This is a genomic window from Ramlibacter sp. GCM10027632, from assembly GCF_042675325.1.
Lineage (GTDB): Bacteria > Pseudomonadota > Gammaproteobacteria > Burkholderiales > Burkholderiaceae_C > Ramlibacter.
Genome location: NZ_JBHTGW010000006.1, coordinates 55,684 through 80,674 on the forward strand (window position 1 = coordinate 55,684; position 24,991 = coordinate 80,674).

General features: G+C 72.1%; 25 protein-coding genes. 11 read left to right on the plus strand and 14 right to left on the minus strand.

From position 1 onward, the window contains the following. Window positions 1–8: 8 nt before the first annotated feature. From ACFQZY_RS10675 to ACFQZY_RS10685, 3 genes are read left to right on the plus strand one after another with little or no spacing between them, the layout of a single operon-like run. A complete protein-coding gene (locus ACFQZY_RS10675; RefSeq protein WP_377415613.1) occupies window positions 9–1,094 on the plus strand; it encodes an aminoglycoside phosphotransferase family protein in 1,086 nt (361 codons plus the stop codon). Window positions 1,095–1,099: 5 nt separating this feature from the next. Beyond that, window positions 1,100–1,819 (plus strand): 16S rRNA (uracil(1498)-N(3))-methyltransferase, encoded by a 720-nt coding sequence (locus tag ACFQZY_RS10680; RefSeq protein WP_377415614.1) that lies wholly within the window; start codon window positions 1,100–1,102, stop codon window positions 1,817–1,819. A 7-nt stretch (window positions 1,820–1,826) separates the two neighbouring features. Continuing rightward, a complete protein-coding gene (locus tag ACFQZY_RS10685) occupies window positions 1,827–3,008 on the plus strand; it encodes an MFS transporter (protein ID WP_377415615.1) in 1,182 nt (393 codons plus the stop codon). Here ACFQZY_RS10685 and ACFQZY_RS10690 read toward each other — a convergent pair. After that, window positions 2,996–3,844, minus strand: coding sequence for an alpha/beta hydrolase (locus ACFQZY_RS10690; protein WP_377415616.1), 849 nt, complete (start codon window positions 3,842–3,844; stop codon window positions 2,996–2,998). The genes ACFQZY_RS10685 and ACFQZY_RS10690 overlap by 13 nt on opposite strands. A gap of 18 nt (window positions 3,845–3,862) precedes the next feature. After that, window positions 3,863–5,341: a M20 family metallopeptidase gene (locus tag ACFQZY_RS10695; protein ID WP_377415617.1), complete on the minus strand. Its 1,479-nt coding sequence runs from the start codon at window positions 5,339–5,341 to the stop codon at window positions 3,863–3,865. 136 nt (window positions 5,342–5,477) lie between these two features. Here ACFQZY_RS10695 and ACFQZY_RS10700 point away from each other — a divergent pair, with 136 nt between their 5' ends. After that, window positions 5,478–5,936: a DUF421 domain-containing protein gene (locus ACFQZY_RS10700; protein WP_377415618.1), complete on the plus strand. Its 459-nt coding sequence runs from the start codon at window positions 5,478–5,480 to the stop codon at window positions 5,934–5,936. 23 nt (window positions 5,937–5,959) lie between these two features. Here ACFQZY_RS10700 and ACFQZY_RS10705 read toward each other — a convergent pair whose 3' ends face one another. The 7 genes from ACFQZY_RS10705 to ACFQZY_RS10735 form a co-directional block, all read right to left on the minus strand. Continuing rightward, the gene (locus ACFQZY_RS10705; protein WP_377415619.1) at window positions 5,960–6,457 is read right to left on the minus strand and encodes a type III secretion system chaperone; all 498 of its coding nucleotides are present in this window, start codon (window positions 6,455–6,457) and stop codon (window positions 5,960–5,962) included. A gap of 73 nt (window positions 6,458–6,530) precedes the next feature. Next, a complete protein-coding gene (gene otnI / locus ACFQZY_RS10710; protein ID WP_377415620.1) occupies window positions 6,531–7,340 on the minus strand; it encodes a 2-oxo-tetronate isomerase in 810 nt (269 codons plus the stop codon). Window positions 7,341–7,363: 23 nt separating this feature from the next. After that, window positions 7,364–8,743 (minus strand): chromate efflux transporter, encoded by a 1,380-nt coding sequence (gene chrA / locus ACFQZY_RS10715; protein WP_377415621.1) that lies wholly within the window; start codon window positions 8,741–8,743, stop codon window positions 7,364–7,366. Then, window positions 8,700–9,284, minus strand: coding sequence for a methionine biosynthesis protein MetW (gene metW / locus ACFQZY_RS10720; RefSeq protein WP_377415622.1), 585 nt, complete (start codon window positions 9,282–9,284; stop codon window positions 8,700–8,702). The genes chrA and metW overlap by 44 nt, the downstream gene beginning before the upstream one ends. Further along, window positions 9,281–10,432, minus strand: coding sequence for a homoserine O-acetyltransferase (locus tag ACFQZY_RS10725; RefSeq protein WP_377415623.1), 1,152 nt, complete (start codon window positions 10,430–10,432; stop codon window positions 9,281–9,283). The genes metW and ACFQZY_RS10725 overlap by 4 nt, the downstream gene beginning before the upstream one ends. A 112-nt stretch (window positions 10,433–10,544) precedes the next feature. Further along, window positions 10,545–11,066 (minus strand): hypothetical protein, encoded by a 522-nt coding sequence (locus tag ACFQZY_RS10730; protein WP_377415624.1) that lies wholly within the window; start codon window positions 11,064–11,066, stop codon window positions 10,545–10,547. After that, complete coding sequence (locus ACFQZY_RS10735; protein ID WP_377415625.1) at window positions 11,063–13,324, minus strand: hypothetical protein; 2,262 nt, start codon at window positions 13,322–13,324, stop codon at window positions 11,063–11,065. The genes ACFQZY_RS10730 and ACFQZY_RS10735 overlap by 4 nt, the downstream gene beginning before the upstream one ends. Before the next feature lie 229 nt (window positions 13,325–13,553). Between ACFQZY_RS10735 and ACFQZY_RS10740 the strand changes: the two genes are divergently transcribed. The 6 genes from ACFQZY_RS10740 to ACFQZY_RS10765 all read left to right on the plus strand — a co-directional run bounded on the left by ACFQZY_RS10740 (window position 13,554) and on the right by ACFQZY_RS10765 (window position 18,600). Continuing rightward, complete coding sequence (locus ACFQZY_RS10740; RefSeq protein WP_377415626.1) at window positions 13,554–13,934, plus strand: RNA recognition motif domain-containing protein; 381 nt, start codon at window positions 13,554–13,556, stop codon at window positions 13,932–13,934. A gap of 260 nt (window positions 13,935–14,194) precedes the next feature. After that, window positions 14,195–14,713 carry an RNA recognition motif domain-containing protein gene (locus ACFQZY_RS10745; protein ID WP_377415627.1) on the plus strand — a complete coding sequence of 173 codons (519 nt, stop codon included), beginning with the start codon at window positions 14,195–14,197 and terminating at the stop codon, window positions 14,711–14,713. Between the two features lie 149 nt (window positions 14,714–14,862). Continuing rightward, entirely contained in the window at window positions 14,863–16,371 is a 1,509-nt protein-coding gene (locus ACFQZY_RS10750) for a hypothetical protein (RefSeq protein WP_377415628.1), read from the plus strand. A gap of 164 nt (window positions 16,372–16,535) precedes the next feature. After that, window positions 16,536–17,441 carry a UbiA prenyltransferase family protein gene (locus ACFQZY_RS10755; protein ID WP_377415629.1) on the plus strand — a complete coding sequence of 302 codons (906 nt, stop codon included), beginning with the start codon at window positions 16,536–16,538 and terminating at the stop codon, window positions 17,439–17,441. Beyond that, window positions 17,441–18,133: an HAD family hydrolase gene (locus ACFQZY_RS10760; RefSeq protein WP_377415630.1), complete on the plus strand. Its 693-nt coding sequence runs from the start codon at window positions 17,441–17,443 to the stop codon at window positions 18,131–18,133. The genes ACFQZY_RS10755 and ACFQZY_RS10760 overlap by 1 nt, the downstream gene beginning before the upstream one ends. Next, on the plus strand, window positions 18,130–18,600 hold the full coding sequence (locus tag ACFQZY_RS10765; protein ID WP_377415631.1) for a GtrA family protein: 471 nt from the start codon (window positions 18,130–18,132) through the stop codon (window positions 18,598–18,600). The genes ACFQZY_RS10760 and ACFQZY_RS10765 overlap by 4 nt, the downstream gene beginning before the upstream one ends. Here ACFQZY_RS10765 and ACFQZY_RS10770 read toward each other — a convergent pair. The 4 genes from ACFQZY_RS10770 to ACFQZY_RS10785 all read right to left on the minus strand — a co-directional run bounded on the left by ACFQZY_RS10770 (window position 18,488) and on the right by ACFQZY_RS10785 (window position 21,507). After that, window positions 18,488–19,264: an SDR family oxidoreductase gene (locus ACFQZY_RS10770; protein ID WP_377415863.1), complete on the minus strand. Its 777-nt coding sequence runs from the start codon at window positions 19,262–19,264 to the stop codon at window positions 18,488–18,490. The genes ACFQZY_RS10765 and ACFQZY_RS10770 overlap by 113 nt on opposite strands. A gap of 23 nt (window positions 19,265–19,287) precedes the next feature. Further along, window positions 19,288–19,845, minus strand: a complete 558-nt coding sequence (gene lptC / locus ACFQZY_RS10775) for an LPS export ABC transporter periplasmic protein LptC (protein ID WP_377415864.1) — start codon at window positions 19,843–19,845, stop codon at window positions 19,288–19,290. 83 nt (window positions 19,846–19,928) lie between these two features. After that, complete coding sequence (locus ACFQZY_RS10780) at window positions 19,929–20,504, minus strand: KdsC family phosphatase (RefSeq protein WP_377415632.1); 576 nt, start codon at window positions 20,502–20,504, stop codon at window positions 19,929–19,931. Between the two features lies 1 nt (window position 20,505). Further along, the gene (locus ACFQZY_RS10785) at window positions 20,506–21,507 is read right to left on the minus strand and encodes an SIS domain-containing protein (RefSeq protein ID WP_377415633.1); all 1,002 of its coding nucleotides are present in this window, start codon (window positions 21,505–21,507) and stop codon (window positions 20,506–20,508) included. 79 nt (window positions 21,508–21,586) lie between these two features. On the opposite strand from ACFQZY_RS10785, the gene ACFQZY_RS10790 reads away from it, so the two are divergent. Continuing rightward, window positions 21,587–23,569: a cation:proton antiporter gene (locus ACFQZY_RS10790; protein ID WP_377415634.1), complete on the plus strand. Its 1,983-nt coding sequence runs from the start codon at window positions 21,587–21,589 to the stop codon at window positions 23,567–23,569. 24 nt (window positions 23,570–23,593) lie between these two features. Here ACFQZY_RS10790 and mnmE read toward each other — a convergent pair whose 3' ends face one another. Next, window positions 23,594–24,970 (minus strand): tRNA uridine-5-carboxymethylaminomethyl(34) synthesis GTPase MnmE, encoded by a 1,377-nt coding sequence (gene mnmE / locus ACFQZY_RS10795; RefSeq protein WP_377415635.1) that lies wholly within the window; start codon window positions 24,968–24,970, stop codon window positions 23,594–23,596. Window positions 24,971–24,991 lie beyond the last annotated feature (21 nt).

Sequence of the window (24,991 nt, forward strand, 5' to 3'; positions counted from 1 at the left end):
GATTATCCATGAGCGATCCCGCGCAGAACCCCGCTTTCCCCCCCGTCACCTGGTCGGATCCGCAACGCCACGCCGCCTTCGAGCGCTGGCTCGACACCGTGGCCGGCCCGCACGGGCTGCTGCCCGCCACGCTGCGCCCGGCCTCGGCCGACGCGAGCTTCCGCCGCTACCTGCGGCTCGACGCCGCCGACGGCAGCAGCCGCATCGTCATGGATGCGCCGCCCGACAAGGAGAACTGCCGCCCCTTCGTGCACGTGGCCGGCCTGATGGCCGACGCCGGGCTGCATGTGCCATCCATCCTCGCGTGGGACGAACCGCAGGGCTTCATGCTGCTGGACGACCTGGGCACGCAGACCATGATCGAGGTGGTGGACCGCGACAATGCGGCCGCCAACCAGAAGCTGTACCTGCGCGCGGTCGATGCCCTGGTGGCCTGGCAGCTCGCCTCGCGCCCCGGCGTGCTGCCGCCCTATGACGAGGCCCTGCTGCAGCGCGAGCTGCAGCTGTTCCCCGACTGGTATCTCACGCAGCACCGCTGCGTCACGCTGGACGAGGCGCAGCGCCGCGTGCTGGACGAGCAGTTCCGCCTGATCGTCTCGCGCAACCTGGCCGCGCCCGCCGTCTACGTGCACCGCGACTTCATGCCGCGCAACCTGATGATGCCGCGCGATCCCGCCGAGCCCCGCCTGGGCGTGCTCGACTTCCAGGACGCGGTGCATGGCCCCATCACCTACGACATCGCCAGCCTGATGCGCGATGCCTTCCTCAGCTGGGACGAGGAGTTCGTCCTCGACATCACCATCCGCTATTGGCAGAAGGCCCTCCAGGCCGGCCTGCCGGTGGACCCGGACTTCGGCGAGTTCTGGCGCGCCGTCGAGTGGATGGGCCTGCAGCGCCACCTCAAGGTGGCCGGCATCTTCGCGCGGCTGACGCTGCGGGACGGCAAGCCCAAGTACCTGGCCGACGCGCCGCGCTTCATCGCCTACATCCGCGCCACGGCCTCGCGTTACCGCGAGCTCGCGCCGCTGCTGAAGCTGGTCGACCAGGTCGAGGGCACGCAGGCCGTTTCGGGCTACGCCTTCGGCCGCGTCTGACGACCATGCCCCGGCTGCACTGCCCCGCGCCCCTGGCCGCCGGCCTGGAGCTCGCACTGCCACCCGGCGCCGCCCGCCATGCCCAGGTGCTGCGGCTGCAACCCGGCGACACCGTGACCCTGTTCAACGGCGAGGGCGGCGAGTGGGATGCCACCGTCACCCGCATGGGCCGCAGCGACGTGGAGGTGCGCGTGGACGCCCACCTCGCCCTCGAGCGCGAGGCGCCGCGCAGCGTGCGCCTGGCGCTGGGCATGCCCGCCAACGAGCGCATGGACTGGCTGGTGGAGAAGGCCGCCGAGCTCGGCGCCACCGGCATCGACCCGCTCATGACCGAACGCAGCGTGCTGCGCCTGGCCGGCGAGCGCGCAGCCAAGAAGCAGGCCCACTGGCAGGCCATCGCGGTGGCGGCGTGCGAGCAGTGCGGCCGCAACCGCGTCCCGGCGATCGCGCCGCCGCAGGACTTCACGCGCTGGTGCGCCGCGCTGCGCCACGACGGCCCGCGCCTCGTGCTCTCGCTCGACGCCGACACCCGCCCGCTGGCCCAGGCCGCGGCCGGCGGTGGCGACGTGCTGCTGCTGTCCGGCCCCGAGGGCGGGCTGTCCGCCGCCGAGGTCCAGGCCGCGAAGGCGCACGGCTTCGTGCCGGTGACCCTGGGCCCGCGCGTGCTGCGCGCGGAGACCGCGCCCCTCGCGGCCCTGGTCGCATTGACCATCGGTTTGGCATGATGGGGGCATGAACCCCCGCCTCCTGCTGCTGGCGATCTGCCAGGGCCTGTTCCTCACCAACAACGTCACCTTCATCGCGATCAACGGCCTGGTCGGCCTGTCGCTCGCGCCCGTGGCCTGGATGGCGACCCTGCCCGTCATGGGCTATGTGGTCGGCGGCGCGCTGTCCACCGCACTGGTGGCGCGCAGCCAGCGCGCGCTGGGCCGCCAGCGCGCGTTCCAGCTGGGGCTGGTGGTGGCGGGGCTGTCGGCGCTGCTGTGCGCCTATGCGGCGGTCTCGCGCAACTTCTGGCTGCTGTGCGCGGCGACCGTGGTGGCCGGCTACTACAGCGCCAACGCCAACCTGTACCGCTTCGCCGCCGCCGAACTCGCCGACAAGGCGCACCGCGAGAAGGCGGTCTCGTGGGTGATGGCCGGCGGCCTGATCGGCGCCGTGGTCGGCCCCAACCTGGCCTCGCGCACCCGCGACCTCACCGAGGTGCCCTTCACCGGCGCCTACCTCGCGCTGTCGGTGGTGGCCGTCCTCGGGCTGGCGCTGATGGCCTTCGTGCGTTTCCCGCCGGTGGCCGAGCAGGTCAGGTCGGCGAGCGGCCGGCCGCTGCGCCAGATCATGGCGCAGCCGGTGTTCATCGTCGCCGCCGTGGCCGGCGCCCTGAGCTACGGCGTGATGAACCTGCTGATGGCGGCGACGCCGCTGGCCATGGACGTGTGCGGCCTGCCCTTCTCCGACGCCGCCCTGGTGCTCGAGTGGCACGTGATCGGCATGTTCGCGCCGGGCTTCTTCACCGGCGCCCTGATCAAGCGCTTCGGCGCGCTGCGGATCATGGGCGCGGGGGTGGCGCTGAACGCGCTGTGCATCGCCATCGCCCTCATGGGCGTGGAACTGGGCCACTTCCTGGTCTCGCTGTTCGTGCTGGGCGTGGGCTGGAACTTCCTGTTCACCGGCAGCACCACGCTGTCGCTGTCGGCCTACGCGCCCGAGGAGAAGGACCGGGCCCAGGGCGCGCTGAACTTCTTCGTCTTCGCGACGATGGCGGTCACCTCGCTGTCCTCGGGCGTGCTGGTGACGACGCAGGGCTGGTCGCTCCTGAACTGGGGCTCGCTGCTGCCGGTGGCGGTGTGCGGCGCGGCCCTGGCCTGGCTGGCGGCACGCCAGCGCGGGCAGGCCACGGCGGCTCAGGCGCGCTGATCGAGCCAGGCGCGCAGCGTCGCGTACACGGGCTCGGCGTCGAGCTCGTTGAACACCTCGTGGTACAGGTCGGCGAACGCGTGGGCCGACACCAGGTCCTGCGGCGCCGCCTTGGCGAAGGCCTGGCTGCCGCGCGGGTCGACGACCGCATCGGCCGCGCCCCACAGCAGCAGCGTGGGCATCCGCCAGTGCCGCGCGCGCGCCAGCACCCGCGGCCCGGCCTCGACCAGGAAGCGCGCGAGCCGCACCGAAACCCGGTCATGCACCAGCGGGTCGGACTCGTAGGCCTCGACCACATCGGGGTCGTGTGACAGGCCCTCGGGCCGCACGCCGTTGCGCACCGTGAGGTTGGGGGCGAACCGCGGCAGCACCTTGAGCAGCAGCCGGCGCCACGGGCGCGGCCTCACGCGCAGGGCCGGCGAGGACAGCACCAGCCCGTCGATCGGCGGCTGGCGCAGGATCACGTAGCAGCAGGCCACCAGCCCGCCCAGGCTGTGCCCCAGCACGAACAGCTTCTCGCCCGGACGCAGCCGGCGCTGGGTGCTGTCCACCACGTCGGCCAGGTCCTCGATCAGCCGCAGCGTGGTGGGCACGCAGCCGCGCGCGCCGCTGGACTCGCCATGGCCGCACTGGTCATAGCCGACGACGGCGAAGCCCCACCAGGTCAGGCGCTGGGCCAGGCGCTCGTAGCGCCCGGCGTGCTCGCCCAGGCCATGCACGATCACCACGATGCCGCGCCGGCGCGTGCCCTCGGGCACGGGCCAGTGCTGCAGGGCGAGGTTGTCGCCATCCCCCGCGGTGAAGGTGGAGAGGACCGAGTCGGCGTGCTGCTGCATCGTGGCGCGCGGTCCCGGTCAGGGCATGCGCGCGATGACTTCCGCGACGGCGGCGGTCAGGCGCTTGGCATAGGGAACGTGCAGGAACTCGTTGGGGCCGTGCGCGTTGCTGCGCGGGCCGAGCACGCCGCAGACCATCATCTGCGCGGTGGGGAAACCGGCGCTGAGCATGTTCATCAGCGGGATCGTGCCGCCCTGGCCGATGTAGCCGCAGGCCGCGCCGAAGTGCGCCTGCGAGGCGTGCTGCAGGGCCTGCTCGAACCACGGCGTCATCGGCGGCGCGTTCCAGCCGGTCGCCGCGCCGCCCGGCGCGAAGGTGACGCGGGCCTGGTACGGCGCGTTGTCCTCCAGCAGGGCCTTGAGGTCCTGCGCGGCGCGCGCCGCGTCCACCAGGGGCGGCAGGCGCAGCGACAGCTTGAAGGCGGTGTAGGGCCGCAGTACGTTGCCCGCGTCCTGCAGCGAGGGCAAGCCCTCGGCGCCGGTGACCGACAGCGTGGGGATCCAGGTGCGATTCAGGAGGGCCTGCACCGGGTCGGTGGTGGTCGGCAGCGTGAAGCCGCCCGAGCCGCCGCAGTCGGCATGGGCCCAGGGGAAGCGCTTGTACAACTCGTCGCCGAGGATGGCGGCGGTGGCGCGGGCCTGCGCCAGTCGCTCGGGCGGGACCTCGCAGTGGAAGGCCTCGGGCAGCAGCCGGCCGGTGCGGCTGTCCTCCAGCCGATCGAGCACCTGGCGCATGATGCGGAAGCTCGAGGGCACGACGCCCGAGGCGTCGCCGGAGTGCACGCCCTCGGTCAGCACCTCCACCTTCAGCGTGCCGCCGGCCAGCCCGCGCAGCGAGGTGGTGAGCCACAGCTGGTCGTAGTTGCCGGCGCCCGAGTCCAGGCAGATCACCAGGCCCACGTCCCCCAGGCGCGGGCGCAGGGCATCCACGTAGGGCAGCAGGTCGTAGGAGCCGGACTCCTCGCAGGTCTCGATCAGGCCGATGATGCGCGGGTGCGGCACGTTCTGCGCCTGCAGCGCCTGCACCGCCGCGATGCTGGCGTAGACCGCGTAGCCGTCGTCGGCGCCGCCGCGGCCATAGAGCTTGCCGTCCTCGTACTTCGGCGTCCACGGGCCGAGGTCGTTGCGCCAGCCGGTGAACTCGGGCTGCTTGTCCAGGTGGCCGTACATGACCACGGTCTGGGCGCCCTCGGCGGCGGGCCGGGTCGACGCGATCTCGAAGAACAGCACCGGGGTGCGGCCCTCCAGGCGCACGATCTCCAGCGTCAGCCCCTGCACCTTCTGGGCCTCGACCCAGGCCGCGGCGTTGCGCACCACCGCCTCGATGTGGCCGTGGGCGGCCCACTCGGGATCGAAGCCCGGCGACTTGGCGGGGATGGCGATGTAGTCGGTGAGCTGGCGGACGATGTCCGCATCCCACTGCCGGCTCACCTGGTCCAGGGCCCGGGCGGCGTCCAGCGTGGCCGCGGGCATTTCACGATGCAGGGGGGCATTCATGCCCGCCACTGTACGCGCTCAAGGATGGGCACGCCAAGGTGAGCGGGGCGCGCCTTCCCGTAGGACGCACCCGGCAGGTCCTGCCGACAACCGCCCGCACGCGCCGGCCGGTCCGGGGCCGTGCAATGGCCGCGCCATGCTGGACCTGCAACTGTCCTGGTGGGAATTCGCGCTGCGCGCGGCCGTGGTGTACGCCTCGCTGCTGCTGCTGGTGCGGCTCACCGGCAAGCGCACGGTGGGACAGTTCACGCCCTTCGACCTGCTGGTGGTGATGCTGCTGTCCGAGGCGGTGAGCAACTCGCTGTCGGGCGGGGACGACTCGCTGCTCGGCGGCCTCATCGCCGCGGCCACGCTGGTGGGGCTGGACATGGCGCTGGCGGTGGCCGCCTCGCGCAGCCGCCGTGTCGACGCGGTGGTGCAGGGCCGCCCGGTCCTGGTGGGGCGCGACGGCGAGATCTACCGGGAGGTGCTGCGGCGCGAGCGCGTGCCGGAGAGCGACGTGGAGCGTGCGCTGCGGGCCGCGGGCTGCACGCTGGCGGACATGCGCCTGGCCGTCCTCGAGGCCGACGGGAACATCAGCATCGTGCGGCGCTGAAGCCCCCGGTCACCCGCCGTCGCTCAGTCGACGGTGACGCGGAAGGTTCCGTCCTCACGACGCTGCCGGGCCACGCCGGTGAGCAGGGCCAGGGCGTTCAGGCAGACCTCGTCGTCGGCCACCAGCAGCATGTGCATGGCGGTGGTGGCGACCAGGCGGCCCGACTCCGGGTGCAGCCCGAAGGTCACGCCGGGATGGGTGCGGCACAGGTTCATCTCCATCGCCGCGCGCAGCGTGGACTCGCGGGCCCACGGCAGGGGCAGGCCGATGTCGCAGAAGAACTCGAGCGAGTCGGTCTCGGGATTCAGGCGCATGACCACGGTGGACTCGCCCACCAGGAAGCCCCCGGTGCGCAGTGCCTCGCGTGCCGGCTCGCCCTCGCCGACGACCTGGGCCACGACCCGGGGCAGCAGGAGATTGAAGCGGTCCTCGGAGGAGCCCGCGGACGCGCAGGCGGGTCCGCCAGGCAGGTCTTCAGGGGTGGGGCCGGCCTCGGCGGCGGGATGGAGGTGGGGCTGCATGGGGCTCCTCGACGGCGTGGCGGTCGGGGAACGAGTATAGGAAAGATGACAGAAAAATCATCCGACCTACTACTTAGGAAATCTTTTTCATCCACCCCAACCCGGCGGAGGTGCCACCCGGCACGGCGCCGCGCTGCGGCCGGTACTCGCAACCCACCCACCCCTGCCAGCCGCAGGCGGCGGCAGTCTCGTCGATCACCTCGAACAGGTAGGGGTAGTTCAGCTCGCCCAGGTCCGGCTCGTGGCGCTGCGGCACGCCGGCAACCTGGAAGTGGCCGACCCGGCCCGTGGGCAGGTAGCGGCGGATCTTGGCCGCCAGGTCACCCTCGACGATCTGGCAGTGGTACAGGTCCATCTGCACCTGGACGTTGTCCGCGCCGATCTCCTCGAGCAGTTCATGCGCGTGGTCCTGGCGATTGAGGAAGAAGCCGGGCATGTCGCGGGTGTTGATCGGCTCGATCATCAGCCGAACCCCGGCCCGGGCCGCCTCGGCGGCCGCGGCGCGCAGGTTGGCCACGTAGGTGCCGCGCACGGACTCGCGGGTGTGGCCGGGGGGCAGCAGGCCCGCCATCACGTGCAGCCGGGGGCAATCGAGCACCTGGGCGTACCGCAGCGCGCGGCCCAGGCCCTCGCGGAATTCGGCCTCGCGGCCGGGAATGCAGGCCATGCCGCGCTCGCCGCCGTCCCAGTCGCCCGGCGGCAGGTTGAACAGCACCTGCTGCAGGCCGTGGGCGCGCAGGCGCGCCACGACCTCGGCGGGGTCGTGGGCATAGGGAAAGAGGAACTCGACGCCCTCGAAGCCGTCGCGCGCGGCGGCCTCGAAGCGGTCCAGGAAGTCCAGCTCCGGATAGAGCATGGAGAGGTTGGCGGCGAAACGGGGCATGGCCCCGGAGCATAGCGGGTGGCTCAGGCCAGTCCGGCCAGGCGCAGGGCCAGGCCCGCGGCGCCGCAGGCCCCGATCACCGGGATCACGCCCCAGCGCAGGCGCAGCAGCGCGAACAGGGCCAGCCCCATGAGCGCCAGGGCCGCGGGCGCGGGTCCCGCCGGCGTCCACGCCACATGGCCGATGAAGAACAGGCCGAGGCTGGCGATCACCCCCACCACCGCGCAGGTGATGGCAGCGAGCGGCGCGGTCACATGGAGCTGGCCGTGGGTGGACTCCACCAGCGGGCCGCCTGCCAGGATGAAGAGGAAGGAGGGCAGGAAGGTGAACCAGGTGACCACGCAGGCGGCCAGTGCGGCGCCGAGGAACAGGGCGTCGGGCCCCAGGACCTGCCGGGCCCAGCCGCCGACGAAGCCGACGAAGGCCACCACCATGATCAGCGGGCCGGGCGTGGTCTCGCCCAGGGCCAGGCCATCGATCATCTGCGCGCCGGTGAGCCACTGGAAATGCTCCACGGCGCCCTGGTAGACGTAGGGCAGGACCGCGTAGGCGCCGCCGAAGGTGAGCAGGGCCGCCTTGGTGAAGAACCATCCCATCTGCGCCAGCGTGCCGTGCCAGCCCTGGAAGGCCACGAGGGCGGCCATGGGCAGGCTCCACAGGGCGGCACCCGCCAGCACCACACGCAGCAGGCGCGCGCGCGAGAAGCGGGCATGGGGCGGGGTGGGGGTGTCGTCGTCGATCACGGCCGGGCCCCAGTCCTTGGCGGCGGGCCCGTGGCCGGCGCTGGCGAACTGCGCGGGCCAGCGCCGGGCGCCCAGCCAGCCCGTGAGGGCGGCGGCGCCGACCACCGCGGGGAACGGCACGTCGAGCGCCGCGATGGCGACGAAGCTGCCCAGGGCGATGGCCCAGGGCAGGGGCGCGACGCGCGGGCTGCGCAGCGTGCGGCTGCCGATGCGCCAGACCGCCTGCAGCACGATGGCCGCGACGGCGGGCTTGATGCCGGCGAAGACCCCGGCCACCGCGGGCAGGTGCCCGAAAGCGACGTAAACCCAGCTCAGGGCGATGAGGAGCGCCAGGGACGGCAGGACGAACAGCGCGCCGGCCACCACGCCGCCCCAGGTGCGGTGCATCAGCCAGCCCAGGTAGGTGGCCAGCTGCTGCGCCTCGGGGCCGGGCAGCAGCATGCAGTAGTTGAGGGCGTGGAGGAAGCGGCGGTCGGAGATCCAGCGCCGGCGCTCCACCAGCTCGCGGTGCATGATGGCGATCTGCCCCGCCGGGCCGCCGAAGCTGATGCACCCCAGCTTCAGCCAGAAGCGCAGCGCCTCGCCGAAGGGGACGCTGTCCCGTGCCGGCGCGGTGTCAGCCACGCTCGAAGCGAAAGACGGCGGTGGCCGCCCGGGCATTGGGCAGGAAGCGCACCTCCTCGCCCTCCTGCAGGCCGAAGGCGTCGAGGATGGCCAGGCGGTTCTTGGTCGCCAGCACCTCGAAATCCTTGAAGGTTCCGACGCGGATGTTGGGCGTGTCGTACCACTGGTACGGCAGGCGCTTGGTCACCGGCATGCGCCCGCGCAGCACGGCCAGGCGGTTGGGCCAGTGCGCGAAGTTGGGGAAGGCGACGATGCCCTGGCGGCCCACGCGGGCGGTCTCGACCAGCATGGTCTCGGTGTTGCGCAGGTGCTGGAGGGTGTCGATCTGCAGGACGACGTCAAAGCTGTCGTCGTCGAACATGGCCAGGCCCTCATCCAGATTGAGCTGGATCACGTTGACGCCGCGCTTGGCGCAGGCCAGCACGTTGGCGTCGGACAGCTCCACGCCGTAGCCGGTGCAGCGGCGCTCGCGCATCAGCAGCTCGAGCAGGGCGCCGTCGCCGCAGCCCAGGTCCAGCACGCGCGAGCCCTCGGGGACCATGCGCGCGATCGCCTGCATCAGGGTGCGGTCGGTCATCGGGCCACCTCGCTGGCAATGCGCTCGAACCAGGCCCGCACCACGGCGAGGTAGCGTGGGTCGTCGAGCAGGAAGGCGTCATGGCCGTGGGGGGCGTCGATCTCGGCGTAGCTCACGTCGCGGCGGTTGTCCAGGAGCGCCTTGACGATCTCGCGGCTGCGGGCGGGCGAGAAGCGCCAGTCGGTGGTGAAGCTCACGAGCAGGAACCGGGCCGCGGCCTGCGCCAGCGCCTTGGCCAGCGAGCCGCCGTGGCGGCGCGCCGGGTCGAAGTAGTCGAGGGCGCGGGTGATCAGCAAATAGGTGTTGGCGTCGAAGTACTCGCTGAACTTGTCGCCCTGGTAACGCAGGTAGCTCTCGATCTGGAACTCGACGTCCTGCGTGGTGTAGTGGTAGGCCTCGCGCCCGGCGGCGCCGACGGCGCTGCGCAGCTCGCGGCCGAACTTCTCGTTCATCACGTCGTCCGAGAGGTACGTGATGTGGCCGATCATGCGGGCGATGCGCAGGCCCCGCTTGGGCACCACGCCGTGGGCGTAGAAGTGGCCGCCGTGGAAATCGGGGTCCGTCACGATGGCGCGGCGGGCCACCTCGTTGAAGGCGATGTTCTCGGCGTTCAGGTTGGGCGCGCTGGCGATCACGGCGGCATGGCGCACGCGATCCGGGTACTGCAGCGTCCAGGACAGCGCCTGCATGCCGCCCAGGCTGCCGCCCATGACGACGGCCAGCTGCTGGATGCCGAGCGCATCGAGCAGGCGGGCCTGCGCGTTGACCCAGTCCTCCACGGTCACCACCGGGAAGTCGGCGCCGTAGATGCGGCCGGTGTCCGGGTTCACGTGCATGGGGCCGGTGGAGCCGAAACACGAGCCGAGGTTGTTGATGCCGATGACGAAGAAGCGGTCGGTGTCGACCGGCTTGCCGGGGCCGATCATGTTGTCCCACCAGCCCTCGGACTTGTCCTGGCCTTCATACACGCCGGCGACGTGGTGCGAGGCGTTGAGCGCGTGGCAGATCAGGACGGCGTTGCTGCGGTCGGCGTTGAGCGTGCCGTAGGTCTCGTAGGCGAGGTCGTAGGCGCGGAGGCTGGCGCCGCTTTGCAGCGTCAGCGGCGCCTCGAAATGCATGGATTGCGCTCGTGCGAGCAGGGAAGTCATCGTCGTCTTTAGCGGTACTTGTTGAAGCGCCCGCAAGCGGAGGCAAATCGGCGCTGTTGGCGGGCAGTATAGCGTCGGGCCTGCGGCCCCGCGGAACGGCACCGCGCGTCGCTCACTCCGGCACGAGGGCGAGGGTGCGGGCCTCGAGCAGCAGGCCCACCACCTGCACCAGCATTTGCACGGTGGCGATGCAGGCCTCCTCGCCGGCCACCAGGACGTCATGCACCGCCAGCGTGGCCACCACCCGACCCGAGGCGGGGTGCACGCCGAAGGTGATGCCAGGGTAGGCGCGGCACAGGTTCATCTCGAGCAGGGTGCGGTAGGTCTCCTGCAAGGCATGGGGCTCGGGCAGGCCGACGTCGCAGAAATACTCGATGTGGTCGTTCTCTTGATGCAGCCGCACGACGACGGTGCGCCCTTCCAACGCGAAGCCACCGCTGGCCAGGGCCTCGTGTACGGCCCCTTCGCCGGCCAGCCGGGCCACCACCGCGGGGAACATGGCGTCGAAGCGCTCGCGGGAGGTGCGCGCCACCTCCCCGGTGATCGAGGCCATCTCGTCGGCAATGGCCTCGGCCTGCGCGAGGTGGGCAGGGTCCATCCCCGCCAGCAGGTCGGCGACATCGGGCGCGGTCATTCCAGGTCTCCCGGGTCGGCCTGGGGCACCTGCCGCAGGGCCGGCCGGCCCGGCACGGGCGGAGCGACCTGCTCGGCCGGCGCGGGGGGCGCGTAGCGCCTGAGCGTGGCGTTGCGCTCGTCCGCGATGCGCCTGGCATCGGCCCGCTCGCCGGTGATGCCCCGGGTCTGGCGCGCTGCATAGGCGGACAGCAGGACCCAGAAGCCCCACGTGAGGAGCATCGAGTCGGCAACGAGCTGGCCCTTCCAGGCCTCGTCCGGATCCCTGTCGACGCGGGGCGCAAGGTAGGAGCGGGCCAGGAACAGCCCCATCACGCACACGAAACGGACGACACCGCGCGCCCACACGCTGGACCGGGGCAGCACCTGCCGCAGCTGGGTGCCCGTCGACACGAGCTCGTCGTCGCCCTGGGGGCGCACGATGCCGGCGATGCCACCCGCCACATCCCGGCCGATGTACCGGACGACCGCCGTTCCCCTCGGCCCGTCGAGGTAACGCGCAGTCCCCATCAGGAGCTCCGGGTCGGCGCCATCGACCCAGGGCATGTCGACCTTGTCCAGCATCCAGGGGACGCCGAAGGAGAACAGGCTCACCCCGAGGCTGGCGAGCGTACCGTTGGCCCAGACACGGAAGCTGCCACGCGCCAGCTCCTGCTGCACGGGATCGGCGTCATTGATTTCCAACGACGCGTAGTAGAGGGTGGCGGCAAACGGCAGGAACTCGAGCCCGTGAACGACGACTCCCCTCAAGTGGTCGGTGTACGGCACCACCTGCAAGGCGCCTGCCTTTTCCTTGACGGTGATCTCGCGCGTGAAGCGGCGCCCCATGCCGCCGGCTCGCACGGCCGCTTCGCCGGCGGCGCCGCCGGCCGCCACGATGGTGGAGAGCCCGAGCAGGCTGCCCATCGCGTTCGCGGCCCGCCGCTTCAGGCGGACACCGGCAGCAGACGCTGCACCGAAGCCGGGCCAGTAGATGGCCTCCACCAAGGTCCCGAGGCGGAAGAGGTCACGCCGCAGGGCCTCGGATATCGCGCCCGTCAGGAGCTTGAGGTCCTGGCGCCGCTCGATCCACACGCTCAGGGTGCGCACGATGCGGGCCGGGTTGAGCTTGCGCTCGTCGGCCGTGGTCGCACGCTTGTACTGGCGGTACAGGAGGTCGAGCTGCTGGGCGGGCAAGGGGGACGGGTTTTCCGGCGATGCGCGGGCGGCCGCTGCAGCCAGCGTGAACAGCGCCTCGAGGCTGTCGATCAGGGCATGGTCACCGGGAATCCGCTCCTTGCCACTCAACTCATCGCGCAGCAACTGGCCGGGACGGCCTTGCCAGGTGGCGCACAGCGCCTGCCAGCGGGCCGCCGGTGAGACGACGCCGGGGACGGGCGCCTCGATGTCCACCGCCACGTCACCCTCATCCTCGACCAGGAGGTCCACCTCGTCCGCCGGGTCGGCCGGCAGCAGCGGCGGCGGGGGCGGCAGATCGACAGCGTCCACCCGCTCGGCAGGCGGCAGGCCCAGGCCCGTGTCCTGCGGGGCGGGACGTCGCCCGGGTGGCGCGTCCTGCCTCTGAGCCACGGGCACGGGCGCGTGGACCACGAGCTCGAGCGGAGTCTCGGTCGGCACGCCTTGCGGCCGCCGGGCGGCACCCTCACCGGCGGGGCGAGGAGGCGGGGGCACCGGAAACTCCTCCAGGAGAACCCGGGCCAGGGCCCGGGCGGCGGGCTCGGGCCCCGGGACCTGCCGGCGCTCGGTGAGCTCCTGCTCGGTGAACAGGCGCACATCCGGATCAGTGGGGGGGGCCGTCACCTCGGGCTGGGCGGCCGCCGCATTGAACTGCGCGGACAGGTTGACCCCGGTGCCGTGTAACGGGCGACGAGCATCCGCCGGCGGCAGGCCCGGACCTTCGCTGCGGGGACGGGCATCCGCAGAACGGGGTACCCGCTGGGTCCTGCTTCGACCGGAGTCCGTGGCCTGGCTCGAACCGGTAGCGGACTGGCGCTGGACGGTGTGCCATCGGGCAACGCCGCCTCGGCTGGAGGCACTCGAGGCGTGGCCACCGGTGGAACGCGAAGCGCCCGGTATGCCAGGACGGCTGACCGTGCCCTGCATGAAATGGGAGAGGGCGCCGTCCACGGGCGCGACGTTCGACGGATGCAGGGTCGGGCCCGCGACGCCGCGGCCGGCGGGTGTGCTGTCCCGCTTCGATTCCGGCCTGCCAACGGTCTGGCCGTTGCTGGACGGCGTGAGCTTGGCGTCACTGCGCATGAAAGGCTCCTTGGGATTTCTCGGGGGCTGCAAAAAGGCAGCCGCATGAGTCATTCCGACCCCGTTGGAGTTCCACTCGCCCGATCGACCATAATGCGGGAAGCCGCTGCCCCGGCAGCGGCTTCCTGCGGTGATTGGTCTGTATCGCGTCTTGAATGCAGTCTTGACGAGTTTGTGATAGCGCTCCCGGCTCCATCGCGTGTATGCATTGCTTTTTAAGGAGCCTTTGATGGGCAACAAACTCTACGTGGGCAACCTGCCCTACGCCTTCCGTGACCACGACCTCGAGCAGGCCTTCAGCCCCTACGGCGAAATCACCAGCGCCAAGGTCATGATGGAGCGCGACACCGGCCGCTCGAAGGGCTTCGGCTTCGTCGAGATGGGCAATGACGAGCAGGCCCAGGCCGCGATCCAGGCCCTGCACGGCCAGCAGGTCGGCGGCCGTGGCCTCGTCGTGAACGAAGCCCGCCCGATGGAACCCCGCCCGCCCCGTTCCGGCGGCTTCGGTGGTGGTGGTGGTGGCGGCTACGGCGGCGGCCGTGGCGGTGACCGCGGCGGCTACGGCGGCGGTGGCGATCGTGGTGGCTACGGCGGCGGCCGCGGTTACTGATCAGGTTGACGATAGTCACCAGCTGGACAGTTGCTCCGGCGACTTTCAACAAAAGGGCCACACCGGCCCTTTTTTGTTGCCATTTCGTGCCGCACGGGGCTTGCATTGCCCGCCAGGGTGTGTTCCATAATGGCCGGGCGTGATTGAGCAGTGTCACGCGTGGATTGCGGTGAACAGGTCACTTTCGCGTTGCTAGTCGGTATCAGGCGCTTTCGGGACTCCATCGCTCAGGTCAATGTTTCTATAGGAGTCCCGTTTTCATGGGCAACAAACTGTACGTGGGCAACCTGCCCTATTCCGTGCGCGACAGCGATCTGGAGCAAGCCTTCAGCCAGTTCGGCGCCGTCACCAGCGCCCGCGTCATGATGGAGCGCGACACTGGCCGCTCCAAGGGTTTCGGCTTCGTCGAGATGGGCAGTGATGCCGAGGCGCAGGCCGCCATTTCCGGCATGAACGGCCAGCCCCTGGGCGGCCGCAGCGTGGTCGTCAACGAAGCCCGCCCGATGGAAGCGCGTCCCCGCACCGGCGGCTACGGCGGCGGCGGCGGCGGTGGTGGTTATGGCGGCGGCGGCGGCGGCTACGGTGGTGGCGGCGGCGGTTACGGCGGCGGCGGTGGTGGTGGTGGTTACGGCGGTGGCCGTGGCGACCGCGGCGACCGGGGTGGTGATCGCGGTGACCGTGGTGATCGCGGTGGCTACGGCCGTGGCGGCAACGACGGCGGCTTCCGCAGCCCCTACGGCTCCGGCCCGCGCGGCGGCGGTGGCCGCGGCGGCTACTGAGCCTTCCACAGGCACATGATCCAACGGGGCTTCGGCCCCGTTTGTTTTTTCGGCGGCTCCTACGGGGGCTGTCGAGCCATTCCGACAAGGCGCGCGGACCAGCCCGATAGATTGCCTGCGATCGAAACATTCGATTGCAACAGGCCGACATGTCCTCGCCGCCCCTGATCTCCCGGCTGCTCGCCGTGCTGGCCGCTGCCCTGGCGCTGGCCCTGCCGGCCTGGTGGAACGGCCAGCCGCTGTTCTATCCCGACACTCCCACCTACCTGCGAGGTGCCGAGGCCGGCGTGCAGCGCCTGGCCGGCCCGGGGCGCTGGCCCCCCTGGGTCGCGCCGGCGGCCGCAGACGCACCGGCGGCGCCACCGCGCGCCGGCCTGACCTCCATCGACGACCAGGTGGTGCTCGCCGGCCGCTCGGTCTACTACGGTGCGCTGCTGTACGCGGCCCACCGGGCCGGCAGCCTGTGGTGGGCGGTGGCCGTGCAGGCGCTGTGCGCGGCGGCCCTGGTGGCGCTGGTGATGTCCCGCCTGTGGGGGCTGCGTCCGGCGACGGTGGCGCTCACCGGGGCGGCCCTGGCCGTGGTGACGCCCCTGGGGCTGTTCACCGGCCTGCTGATGCCGGACCTGTTCGCCGGGCTCGCCATCCTGGCGATCGCGGCGCTGGCGGTGCACTGGCAGCAGCTCACGCCGCTGCAGCGTACGGGCCTGGGGCTGCTGCTGCTGTTCGCCCTGTGTGCCCATGCCAGTCACGTCGCGCTGGCCCTGGGGCTGCTGCTCCTGGCCCTGGGTCTGCGGCGCTGGCGCGCGGGCTGGCAGGGCCTGTCGGCGCCCGCGCTCGGCCTGGTGGCAGCCTGCCTCGCCGGCGCGCTGGCGGCGGAGTGGGCGTTCTCACAGGCCGTCACGCGGGCGGTCGGTGCGCCGCCGCTGCGGTTGCCGCACCCGATGGCCCGGCTGGTGGACCAGGGCCCGGGCACCGACTTCCTGCGCCGCACCTGCCCGGGCAGCGGCTACGCGGCCTGCGCCTGGGTCGACCACTTCCCGACGCCGTGGACCGACTTCCTGTTCTCCACCGACCCGCAGCGCGGCGCGTTCGCGCTGGCTGACGCGCCGACCAAGCGGCGCATGGCCCAGGAGCAGGGACGCTTCGTACTGGACGTGCTGCGCCACGACCCGGGCGGCGTGCTCCGGGGCCTGGCCGTGGACGCCGTGCGGCAGCTCGGGATGATGCGCGTGGACATCGCCGGCTATGGCGAGCGCGAACTGGCGATGTATGCCGGCCGCGTGCCCGAGGACACCCTGGCGGCGATGCGCGGATCGCGCGCGGCCTTGACCACGCGCTGGAACGAGGCCGCGAGCATCACCGCGTACGCCAGCACCCTGGCCGCCCTGGCGCTGGGCGTGGGGTGGAGCTGGCGCCGGCGGGCGGCGGCCGCGCCGTTGCCGCAGCGATTCGGCCAGCTGGCCGTGCTGGTGATCGGCGGCGTGGGGATCAACGCGATCGTCTGCGCCACGCTGGCCTCGCCGCTGGACCGCTTCCAGGCCCGCGTGGCCTGGCTGCTGCCCTGGCTGGCGCTGGGCGCGCTGGCGGTGGCGGCGTCGCGGCACCGCAGGCGGGTGGGTGCGGGCGCCGCCGTCGGCACGCAAGGGGTGCGGCCATGAGCGCGGCACCGGGCCAACCCAGGCAGGCTCGATCCCCATCGGTCGGCAGCGAGGGAACCGCCGGGCCAGGCGGGGGTGCGCCCACGCACGCCGCGCCCCGCGCAACGACAGCGCTGCCCCGCGCGCAGTGGACCGACTACCTGCGGATGGCGCGGCCGGACCACATGACCAAGCACGTGTTCATCCTCCCCGGCCTGGTGCTGGCGTGGGTCTTGCGCCAGCCCGCGCTGGACGGCGCCTGGATGGCCGTGCTGGCCGGTTTCGCCAGCGCGGTGCTGGTGGCCTCGGCGAACTACATCCTCAACGAATGGCTGGACCGCGAGTCCGATGCCCACCACCCGGACAAGTCGCGCCGCCCCGCGGTGACGCGGGCGCTGTCGCCCGCGCCGGTGTGGGCCTGCTACGCGGCCTGCAGCGCGCTCGGCCTGCTGCTGGCGGCGCGCGTGGGGCCGGTGTTCCTGGTGACCAGCGCGCTGTTCTGGCTGTCGGGGGTGGCCTACAACGTCCGCCCCCTGCGGACCAAGGACAAGGCCTACCTCGACGTGCTGTCCGAGTCGTTCAACAACCCGATCCGGCTGATGCTCGGCTGGTCGATGATCGAGCAGACCACCGTGGCGCCGGCCTCGCTGCTGCTCGCCTACTGGATGGGAGGAGCCTTCCTCATGGGCGCGAAGCGCCTCTCCGAGTACCGCGAGATCGCCGCCGGCCCGGGGGTCGGGGTACTGCATCGCTACCGGCGCTCGTTCCGCCACTACACCGAGGAGCGCCTGACCGTCTCGTGCTTCGTGTACGCGCTGCTGTCGACGCTGCTGCTCGGGTTCTTCCTGGTGAAGTACCGCATCGAGTACCTGGTGGCCTGTCCCTTCGTGGTGGCGCTGTTCGCGCACTACCTGGCGCTGTCCATGCGCAGCGGCTCGGTGGCCCAGAAGCCGGAGAAGCTGTTTCGCGAGAAGCGCCTCATGGGCATCAGCGCGCTGACGCTGCTGGCGCTGGTGGCCCTGAGCTTCATCAACCTGCCGAGGCTGCAGGGTCTGGCCGAGCCGCACTACCTGCGCTGGGAGGCGCGCTGATGGAGCACGGACTCGACTGGGGCGCGATCGACCTCGTGGTGTTCGACGTCGACGGTACGCTGTACGAGGCCGGCACGCTGCGCGGCGCGATGGCGCGGCGGCTGATGCTGGAGGCCTGGCGCACCCGCAGCCTGCACACGCCGCGGGTGCTGCGGGTGTTCCGCCAGGTGCGCGAGGCGCTGGGCCAGGAGGAAGGCGCGGACTTCCTGCGGCTGCAGTACGAGCGCACCGCGCAGCGCGTGGGCGCCCAGGCCTGCGAGGTCCGCCGGCTGGTGCACGAATGGATGGAGCGCCGGCCGCTGCCGCTGCTGCAAGCCTGCCGCGCGCCGCAGGTGGAGCGGGTGTTCGAGGCGCTGCGCCGGGCGGGCAAGCAGGTGGCGGTGCTGTCCGACTACCCCGCCCACGACAAGCTCGGCGCCCTGGGGCTGCAGGCCGACCTGGTGGTGAGCGCCTCAGACCCGGGCATCGGCCGGCTCAAGCCCGACCCGCGGGGCCTGCACGCGATCCTGCTGCGAAGCGGCGTGCCAGCCTCGCGCACGCTGGTGGTGGGCGACCGGCTGGACCGCGACGTGGCCGTGGCCCGGCGCGCCGGCGCCCGCGCCCTGCTGCGATCGCGCAAGCGGCACGAGGCAGTGCCCACCTTCCACCACTACGGCGAGGCGCCCTGGCGCGCGCTGCCGGCCGGGGCATGAGCCGGCGCCTGCTCGGGTATGCCGCCACCGCGGGCACGGCGGCGGCGGTGGACATCGGCGGCTTCCACCTGCTGGCGCCGCGGCTCGCCCCGGTGGCGGCCGCGGCAGCGGCGAGCTTCGGCCTGGCCGCGGTGGTGAACTACCTGCTGTCCTCGCGCTGGGTGTTCCGCAGCGACTGGCGCGACGCCCGCCGGGCCGGGCTGTTCCTGGCCTTCGCGCTGCTCGGGCTGTCGATCAACACCGGCGTGACCGCGCTCGCCGCGGCGCTGCTGCCGGTGCATGCCACGCTGGCCAAGGCGCTGGGCGTGGGTGCGGCGTTCGGCGCGAACTTCGCGATGAATGCGCGCTGGGTCTTCAGGGCACCGGGCCCCGGTGCTTGCGCGGGCGGCCGTGGAGGAGGCGGTCGAACCAGGCATCGGGCAGCACGCGCAGCAGCCTGGCCACCACCCCCATCTGCCAGGGAATGACGCGAAAGCGCGCGCCCGCCGCGATGACGCGCACCGCGCGCGCGGCGAAGTCGGCCGGCTGCATCAGGAAGGGCATGGGGTAGGGGTTGTGCTGCGTCAGCGGCGTGTCCACATAGCCCGGCGCGAGGGTGACGACCTTCACCCCGGAGCCGCGCAGTTCCCCGCGCAGCGACTCGCAGTAGCTGATGACGGCGGCCTTGCTCGCGCAGTAAGCCCCATGCCCCGGGAGGCCACGGATGCCGGCGACACTGGCGATGCCCACGAGCCGGCCGCTGCCCCGCGCCACCATCGGGCGGATGAAGGGGTGGAAGGTGGCGGCGAGGCCGATGTTGTTGACGGCGTAGGTGCGGGCGATGACGGCCAGGTCCTCGCGGAAGGCGGTGTCCACGCCGGTGCTGATGCCCGCGTTGGCGATGACCACGTCGGGCACGCCCATCGTGTCCAGGCAGGCCTGGCCCGCGGCGACGATGGACTCGATGTCGGTGACGTCCGCCCCCAGGCACAGGCAGCGGTCGGGCCCCAGGCCCTGCGCGCGTGCCCACGCCTGCAGGGCCTCGACGCGGCGCGCCACCAGCGCCAGGCGCCAGCCGTCACGCGCGTACTGCGCGGCGAGCGCCTGCCCGATGCCGCTGGACGCGCCGGTGATGAAGGCCAGGCCCGGCATCCGCGTCATCGGCGCTGCCGGCCTCATTTCGGCCGCGAGGGCGCGAGCTGCCCGCGCACGCGGCCCTGCATCTGCAGCTGCAGATCGAGGTTGTTGAAGTCGAGGCTGTCGGCCGTGAATCGGTCGTTGCCGCGCACCACCTCCACCGGCTTGTGCGTGCGCATCTGCTCGGTGTTCATGAAGAAGTGCAGGAACTCGCTGCGCACCTGCAGCTGCGGCTTGGCGCGGCCCCCGGCGTCGACGCCCGGCATGCGGGTGACGACGGCGTCGCCGAACAGCTGGACCTCGGAGCCGTCGGCATTGGCCAGGGCGCGGCGGGCGGTGGCCACGGTCAGCTCGCCGCGCGCGTTGAAGGCGCGGATGCGCGGCTGGTCGACCTCCAGCGTGTCGGTGTCGGGATAGTGCCGGCCCTCGGCGCCCTGCACCTCGGTCTTGAGGCGACCGCTGGCGTCGAAGCTCTTGACCGAGAAGCGCCGCAGGAAATAGTCGGGGTCGTGGCGCGCCTGTGCCTGCGGCGGCGCGGGACCGAAGACCGGCGTGTGGCGCGCGAGCAGGTAGGTGCCCAGGGCGAGGACGCCCATGAGGGTCACCGGCAGGTAGACCGTGAGGCGGTCCCAGGCGTTGCGCAGCCAGCCCCAGGCCCGGGCCGGCAGGCGGGGGGAGGTCACCGGTACTTCTCCAGCAGCTGCGCGTAGCGGCCGCCGGCCACCAGGAGCAGGTCGCAGAACTCGCGCACCGCGCCGTGGCCACCCGCCGCGGCGGTGACATGGCGGGCGGCGGCGCGCACCTGCGTGTGGGCGTTGGCGGGCGCGACCGGGAAGGCGCACCGGCGCAGCACCGGCAGGTCGGGCCAGTCGTCGCCGATGGCGGCGGCCTGCGACCAGTCCAGCCCCAGCTCGGCGAGCGAGCGCTCGGCGGCGGGCGCCTTGTCCTCGGTGCCGTAGAACACGCGGGTGACGCCCAGCGCCGCCAGCCGCCTGCGCAGCGGCGCGGAATCCCGCCCGGTGATCACCACCGGGGTGATGCCGCCCTGCTGCAGGAGCTTGACCCCCAGGCCGTCGAGGATGTTGAAGCGCTTGAGGGTTTCGCCCTCGTCGCTGAAGAACAGGCCGCCGTCGGTGAAGACGCCGTCGATGTCGAAGAAGGCCACGCGGATGCCCTGGGCGGCCAGGAGCAGCTCGGGCGGGAAGTTCACGGCGGGCGTCAGGGGACCGGCCCCCGGGTTCGGCGCGGCGCTCATGTCAGATCACCTTGGCCCGCATCAGGTCGTTGCTGTTGACGGCGCCGCACAGGCGGCCGTCGGCATCGACCACCAGCACGCTGGTGATGCGGTGCAGCTCCATCAGCTCGGCGGCCTCGACGGCCAGCACGTCGACCCGCACCGTGCGGGGGTCGGGGTGCATGACGTCGCGCGCCAGCAGGCCGCGCAGGTCCTGGCCCTTCTCGACCAGGCGGCGCAGGTCGCCGTCGGTGAAGATGCCGAGCACGCGGCCCTCGCCGTCGGCGATGGCCGAGGCGCCCAGGCCCTTGCGGCTCATCTCCCGCATCAGGTCGGAGAACGAGGCCTCGGGCGCCACGCGGGGCACGGCGTCGCCCGAGCGCATGACGTCCGAGACATGCGTGAGCAGCTTGCGCCCCAGCGCACCGCCCGGGTGGGAGCGGGCGAAGTCCTCGGGGCGGAAGCCGCGCGCGTCCAGCAGGGCCACGGCGAGCGCGTCCCCCAGCGCGAGCTGGGCGGTGGTGCTGGCGGTGGGCGCGAGGTTCAGGGGGCAGGCTTCCTTCTCGACGCCGCTGTCCAGGAGGATGTCCGCATGGCGGGCGAGGGTGGAGGTCGGGTTGCCGGTCATGGCCACCAGGGGCACGCCCTGGCGCTTGAGGACCGGCAGGATGGCGGTGATCTCGTCGCTTTCGCCGCCGTTGGAGATGGCCAGCACGAGGTCGATGGCCTTGATCATGCCCAGGTCGCCGTGGCTGGCCTCGGCCGGGTGCACGAACATCGCCGGCGTGCCGGTGGACGCGAGGGTGGCGGCGATCTTGCGGCCGATGTGGCCGCTCTTGCCCATGCCGGTGACGACGACGCGTCCGCGCACGGCGAGCATCGCCCCCACCGCGCGGGCGAAGGACTCGCCGGTGCGGGCCTTCAGGCCCTGGATGGCGGCGGCCTCGATGTCGAAGGTTTCCTGGGCCAGGCGCAGCGCACGCGCGGCGTCGAACCCCTCGGTCGGGGCGGTGGGTGCGGTCATGCGCGGATTTTACGTAGGCGGTCCGGTCACCGGGGCCTGCCCTGCCGCAGGCAGGGTCCGTCCGCTTAGGATCGGGGGCATGTCCACGCTCGAACTCACGCTCCTGTACCTGCTGGCCGCGGTCATGGGCGTGGTGGCGTTCCGCTCGATGAAGCTGCCGCCGATGCTGGGCTACCTGGTGGTGGGCGTGGTCATCGGCCCCAACGCGCTGGGCCTGGCGCAGGACACGGCCGGCGTGCACCACCTGGGCGAGTTCGGCGTGGTGTTCCTGATGTTCGTGATCGGCCTGGAGTTCAACCTGCCCAAGCTGCGTGCCATGCGCTCGCACGTGTTCGGGCTGGGGCTGTTCCAGGTCACGCTGACCATCGCCCTGGCCACCGCGGGCATGCTGGCGCTGGCCGCGGTCGTGCCACCCGGCTGGCGCGTGGGCTGGCAGGCGGCGGTGGCCCTGTCCGGCGCGCTGGCCATGAGCAGCACCGCGATCGTCGTCAAGCTCATGGCCGAGCGGCTCGAACTGGAGTCCGAGCACGGCAAGCGGGTCATGGGCGTGCTGCTGTTCCAGGACCTGGCGGTGGTGCCCCTGCTGGTGCTGATCCCCGCCCTGGGCAGCCCGCCCGAGGCACTGCTCACCGCCCTGGGGGTGGCCATGCTCAAGGCCACGGCGCTGGTCATCCTCCTGCTGGCGGGCGGCCAGAAGCTCATGCGCTGGTGGCTGACCCTGGTTGCCCGGCGCAAGAGCGAGGAGCTCTTCATCCTCAACCTGCTGCTGATCACCCTGGGCCTGGCCTGGCTGACCGAGCAGGCCGGCCTGTCGCTGGCGCTGGGCGCGTTCATCGCCGGCATGCTGATCGCGGAGACCGAGTACAAGCACCAGGTGGAGACCGACATCCGGCCCTTCCACGACGTGCTGCTGGGGCTGTTCTTCATCAGCATCGGCATGATGCTGGACTGGCGCTGGGTGTTCGAGCGCTGGGGCCTGGTGATCGTGCTGCTCACGCTGCCCGTGCTGTTCAAGCTGGTGCTGGTGACCGCGCTGGCGCGCGGGCTGGGCGCCTCGGCCGGCGTCTCGCTGCGCACCGGCCTGTACCTGGCGCAGGCCGGCGAGTTCGGCATCGTGCTGCTGACGCTGTCCCAGGCCCACCGGCTGATCGCGCCGGACCTGTTCAACCCGATCCTGGCGAGCATGGTGATCTCGATGCTGGCCACGCCCTTCATCATGATGTGGACCAACGCCATCGTGATGAAGCTGGTGTCCAGCGAGTGGCTGCAGCAGTCGCTGCAGATGACGAGCATCGCGCGCAAGTCGATCAACACCGCCAAGCACGTGATCATCTGCGGCTACGGCCGCTGCGGCCAGAACCTGGGCCGCATGCTCGATCGCGAGGGCATCCCCTACATCGCCCTGGACCTGGACCCGGACCGGGTGCGTCAGGCCGCCGCCGCCGGCGACTCGGTGGTGTTCGGCGATGCGGCGCGGCTGCAGGCGCTGATGGCGGCGGGCCTGGCCCGCGCCAGCGCGGTCGTGGTCACCTACCTGGATGTGCCCGGCGCGCTCAAGGTGCTGGACGTCTCCCGCTCGCACGCGCCACAGGTGCCGGTGATCGTGCGCACGCAGGACGACCGCGACCTGCAGAAGCTGCGGGCTGCCGGCGCCACCGAGGTGGTGCCCGAGGCGCTCGAAGGCTCGCTGATGCTCGCCAGCCACGCGCTGGCCCTGGTGGGCGTGCCGATGCGCCGCGTGATCCGCATCGTGCAGGACCAGCGCGACGCGCGCTACGACCTGCTGCGCGGCTACTTCCACGGCGCGGACGACCCCAGCGACGAGGGAGAGGCCGAGCGCCTATCGACCGTGACCCTGCCCCTGGGTGCGCGGATGGCGGGCCAGCCGCTGGGTGACCTGGCGCTGCATGCCATGGGCGTGCGGGTGGTCAGCGTGCGACGCGCGAACGGTCGCAGTGCGGCTGTCGCCGACGACCTGCTGCTGCAGGATGGCGACACCCTGGTGCTGGGCGGCCAGGTGGAGCCACTGGCGCGCGCCGAGGAAAAGCTGCTCGGAGGCTGAGGCGCGCGCGCCTGGCGGGCGTGGCTACTTGCCGATGCAGAAGCTGGAGAAGATCACGCCCAGCAGGTCGTCGGCGGTGAATTCGCCGGTGATCTCGTTGAGGGCGTTCTGGGCGAGGCGCAGCTCCTCGGCGAGCAGGTCCAGCGCCAGGGCCTCGGGGGCCAGGAAGGCGTCGCCCTCCGCCAGGTGCGACTGCACCCGCCGCAGCGCCTGCACATGGCGCTCGCGCGCCAGCCACACGCCTTCGGCAGCGGCCTGCCAGCCGGCGATTTCGAGCAGGCGCCGGCGCAAGGCCTCCAGCCCCTCGCCGGTGCGCGCGGACAGCGCGATGCCGCCCTCGGGCAGGGCCTCGTGCGACAGGTCCACCTTGTTCCAGACCTCGATCACCGGCACGCTGGCCGGGCGCGTGGCCGCCAGCGTGCGCTGGATCTCGGCGTCGGCGGCCTGGTAGCCGGCCTCGCCGCGACGGCTGACGTCGTGCAGGAACAGCACGGCATCGGCCTGGGCGATCTGGGTCCAGGCGCGCTCGATGCCGATCCTTTCCACCGGGTCCTCGCTGTCACGCAGGCCAGCGGTGTCGATCACGTGCAGCGGCACGCCCTCGATTTGGATCGCCTGGCTGACGATGTCGCGCGTCGTGCCGGCGATGGGCGTGACGATGGCCAGCTCCGCGCCGGCCAGGGCGTTGAGCAGGGAGCTCTTGCCGGCATTGGGCTGGCCGGCGATCACGACCTTGATGCCCTCGCGCAGCAGCGCGCCCTGGCGGGTGCGCTGCATGACGACCTCGAGCTGCGTCCGCAGGCGATCGAGCTGGCCCTGGGCATCGGACTGCTGGAGGAAGTCGATCTCCTCCTCGGGGAAGTCGAGCGTGGCCTCCACCAGCATGCGCAGGTGCACCAGCGCATCGCGCAGGGCATGGATCTCGCGGGAGAAGTCGCCGGCCAGCGAGCGGCTGGCGCTGCGCGCGGCCGCCTCGGTGCTGGCGTCGATCAGGTCGGCGATGGCCTCGGCCTGGGCCAGGTCGATCTTGTCGTTGAGGAAGGCGCGCTGGGTGAACTCGCCGGGCTCGGCCACCCGCACGCCGATGGACGCACCCGCCTCCAGGCAGCGCGCCAGCAGCAGCTGCAGCACCACCGGGCCGCCGTGGGCCTGGAGCTCCAGCACGTCCTCGCCGGTGTAGGAGTTGGGCCCGGGGAAATGGATCGCCAGGCCATGGTCGATGGGCGAGCCGTCGGCCGCGCGGAACGGCAGGTAGGTGGCCTCGCGCGGCTTGAGGGAGCGGCCGCAGACGGCGGCGACGACGGGCGCGACATCCCGGCCCGACACCCGCACGATGCCCACCGCCCCGCGGCCGGGTGCGGTGGCGATGGCGGCAATGGGTTGCTGGCGCGTGTTGAGCATGGGCACACGTGACAAGGGCCG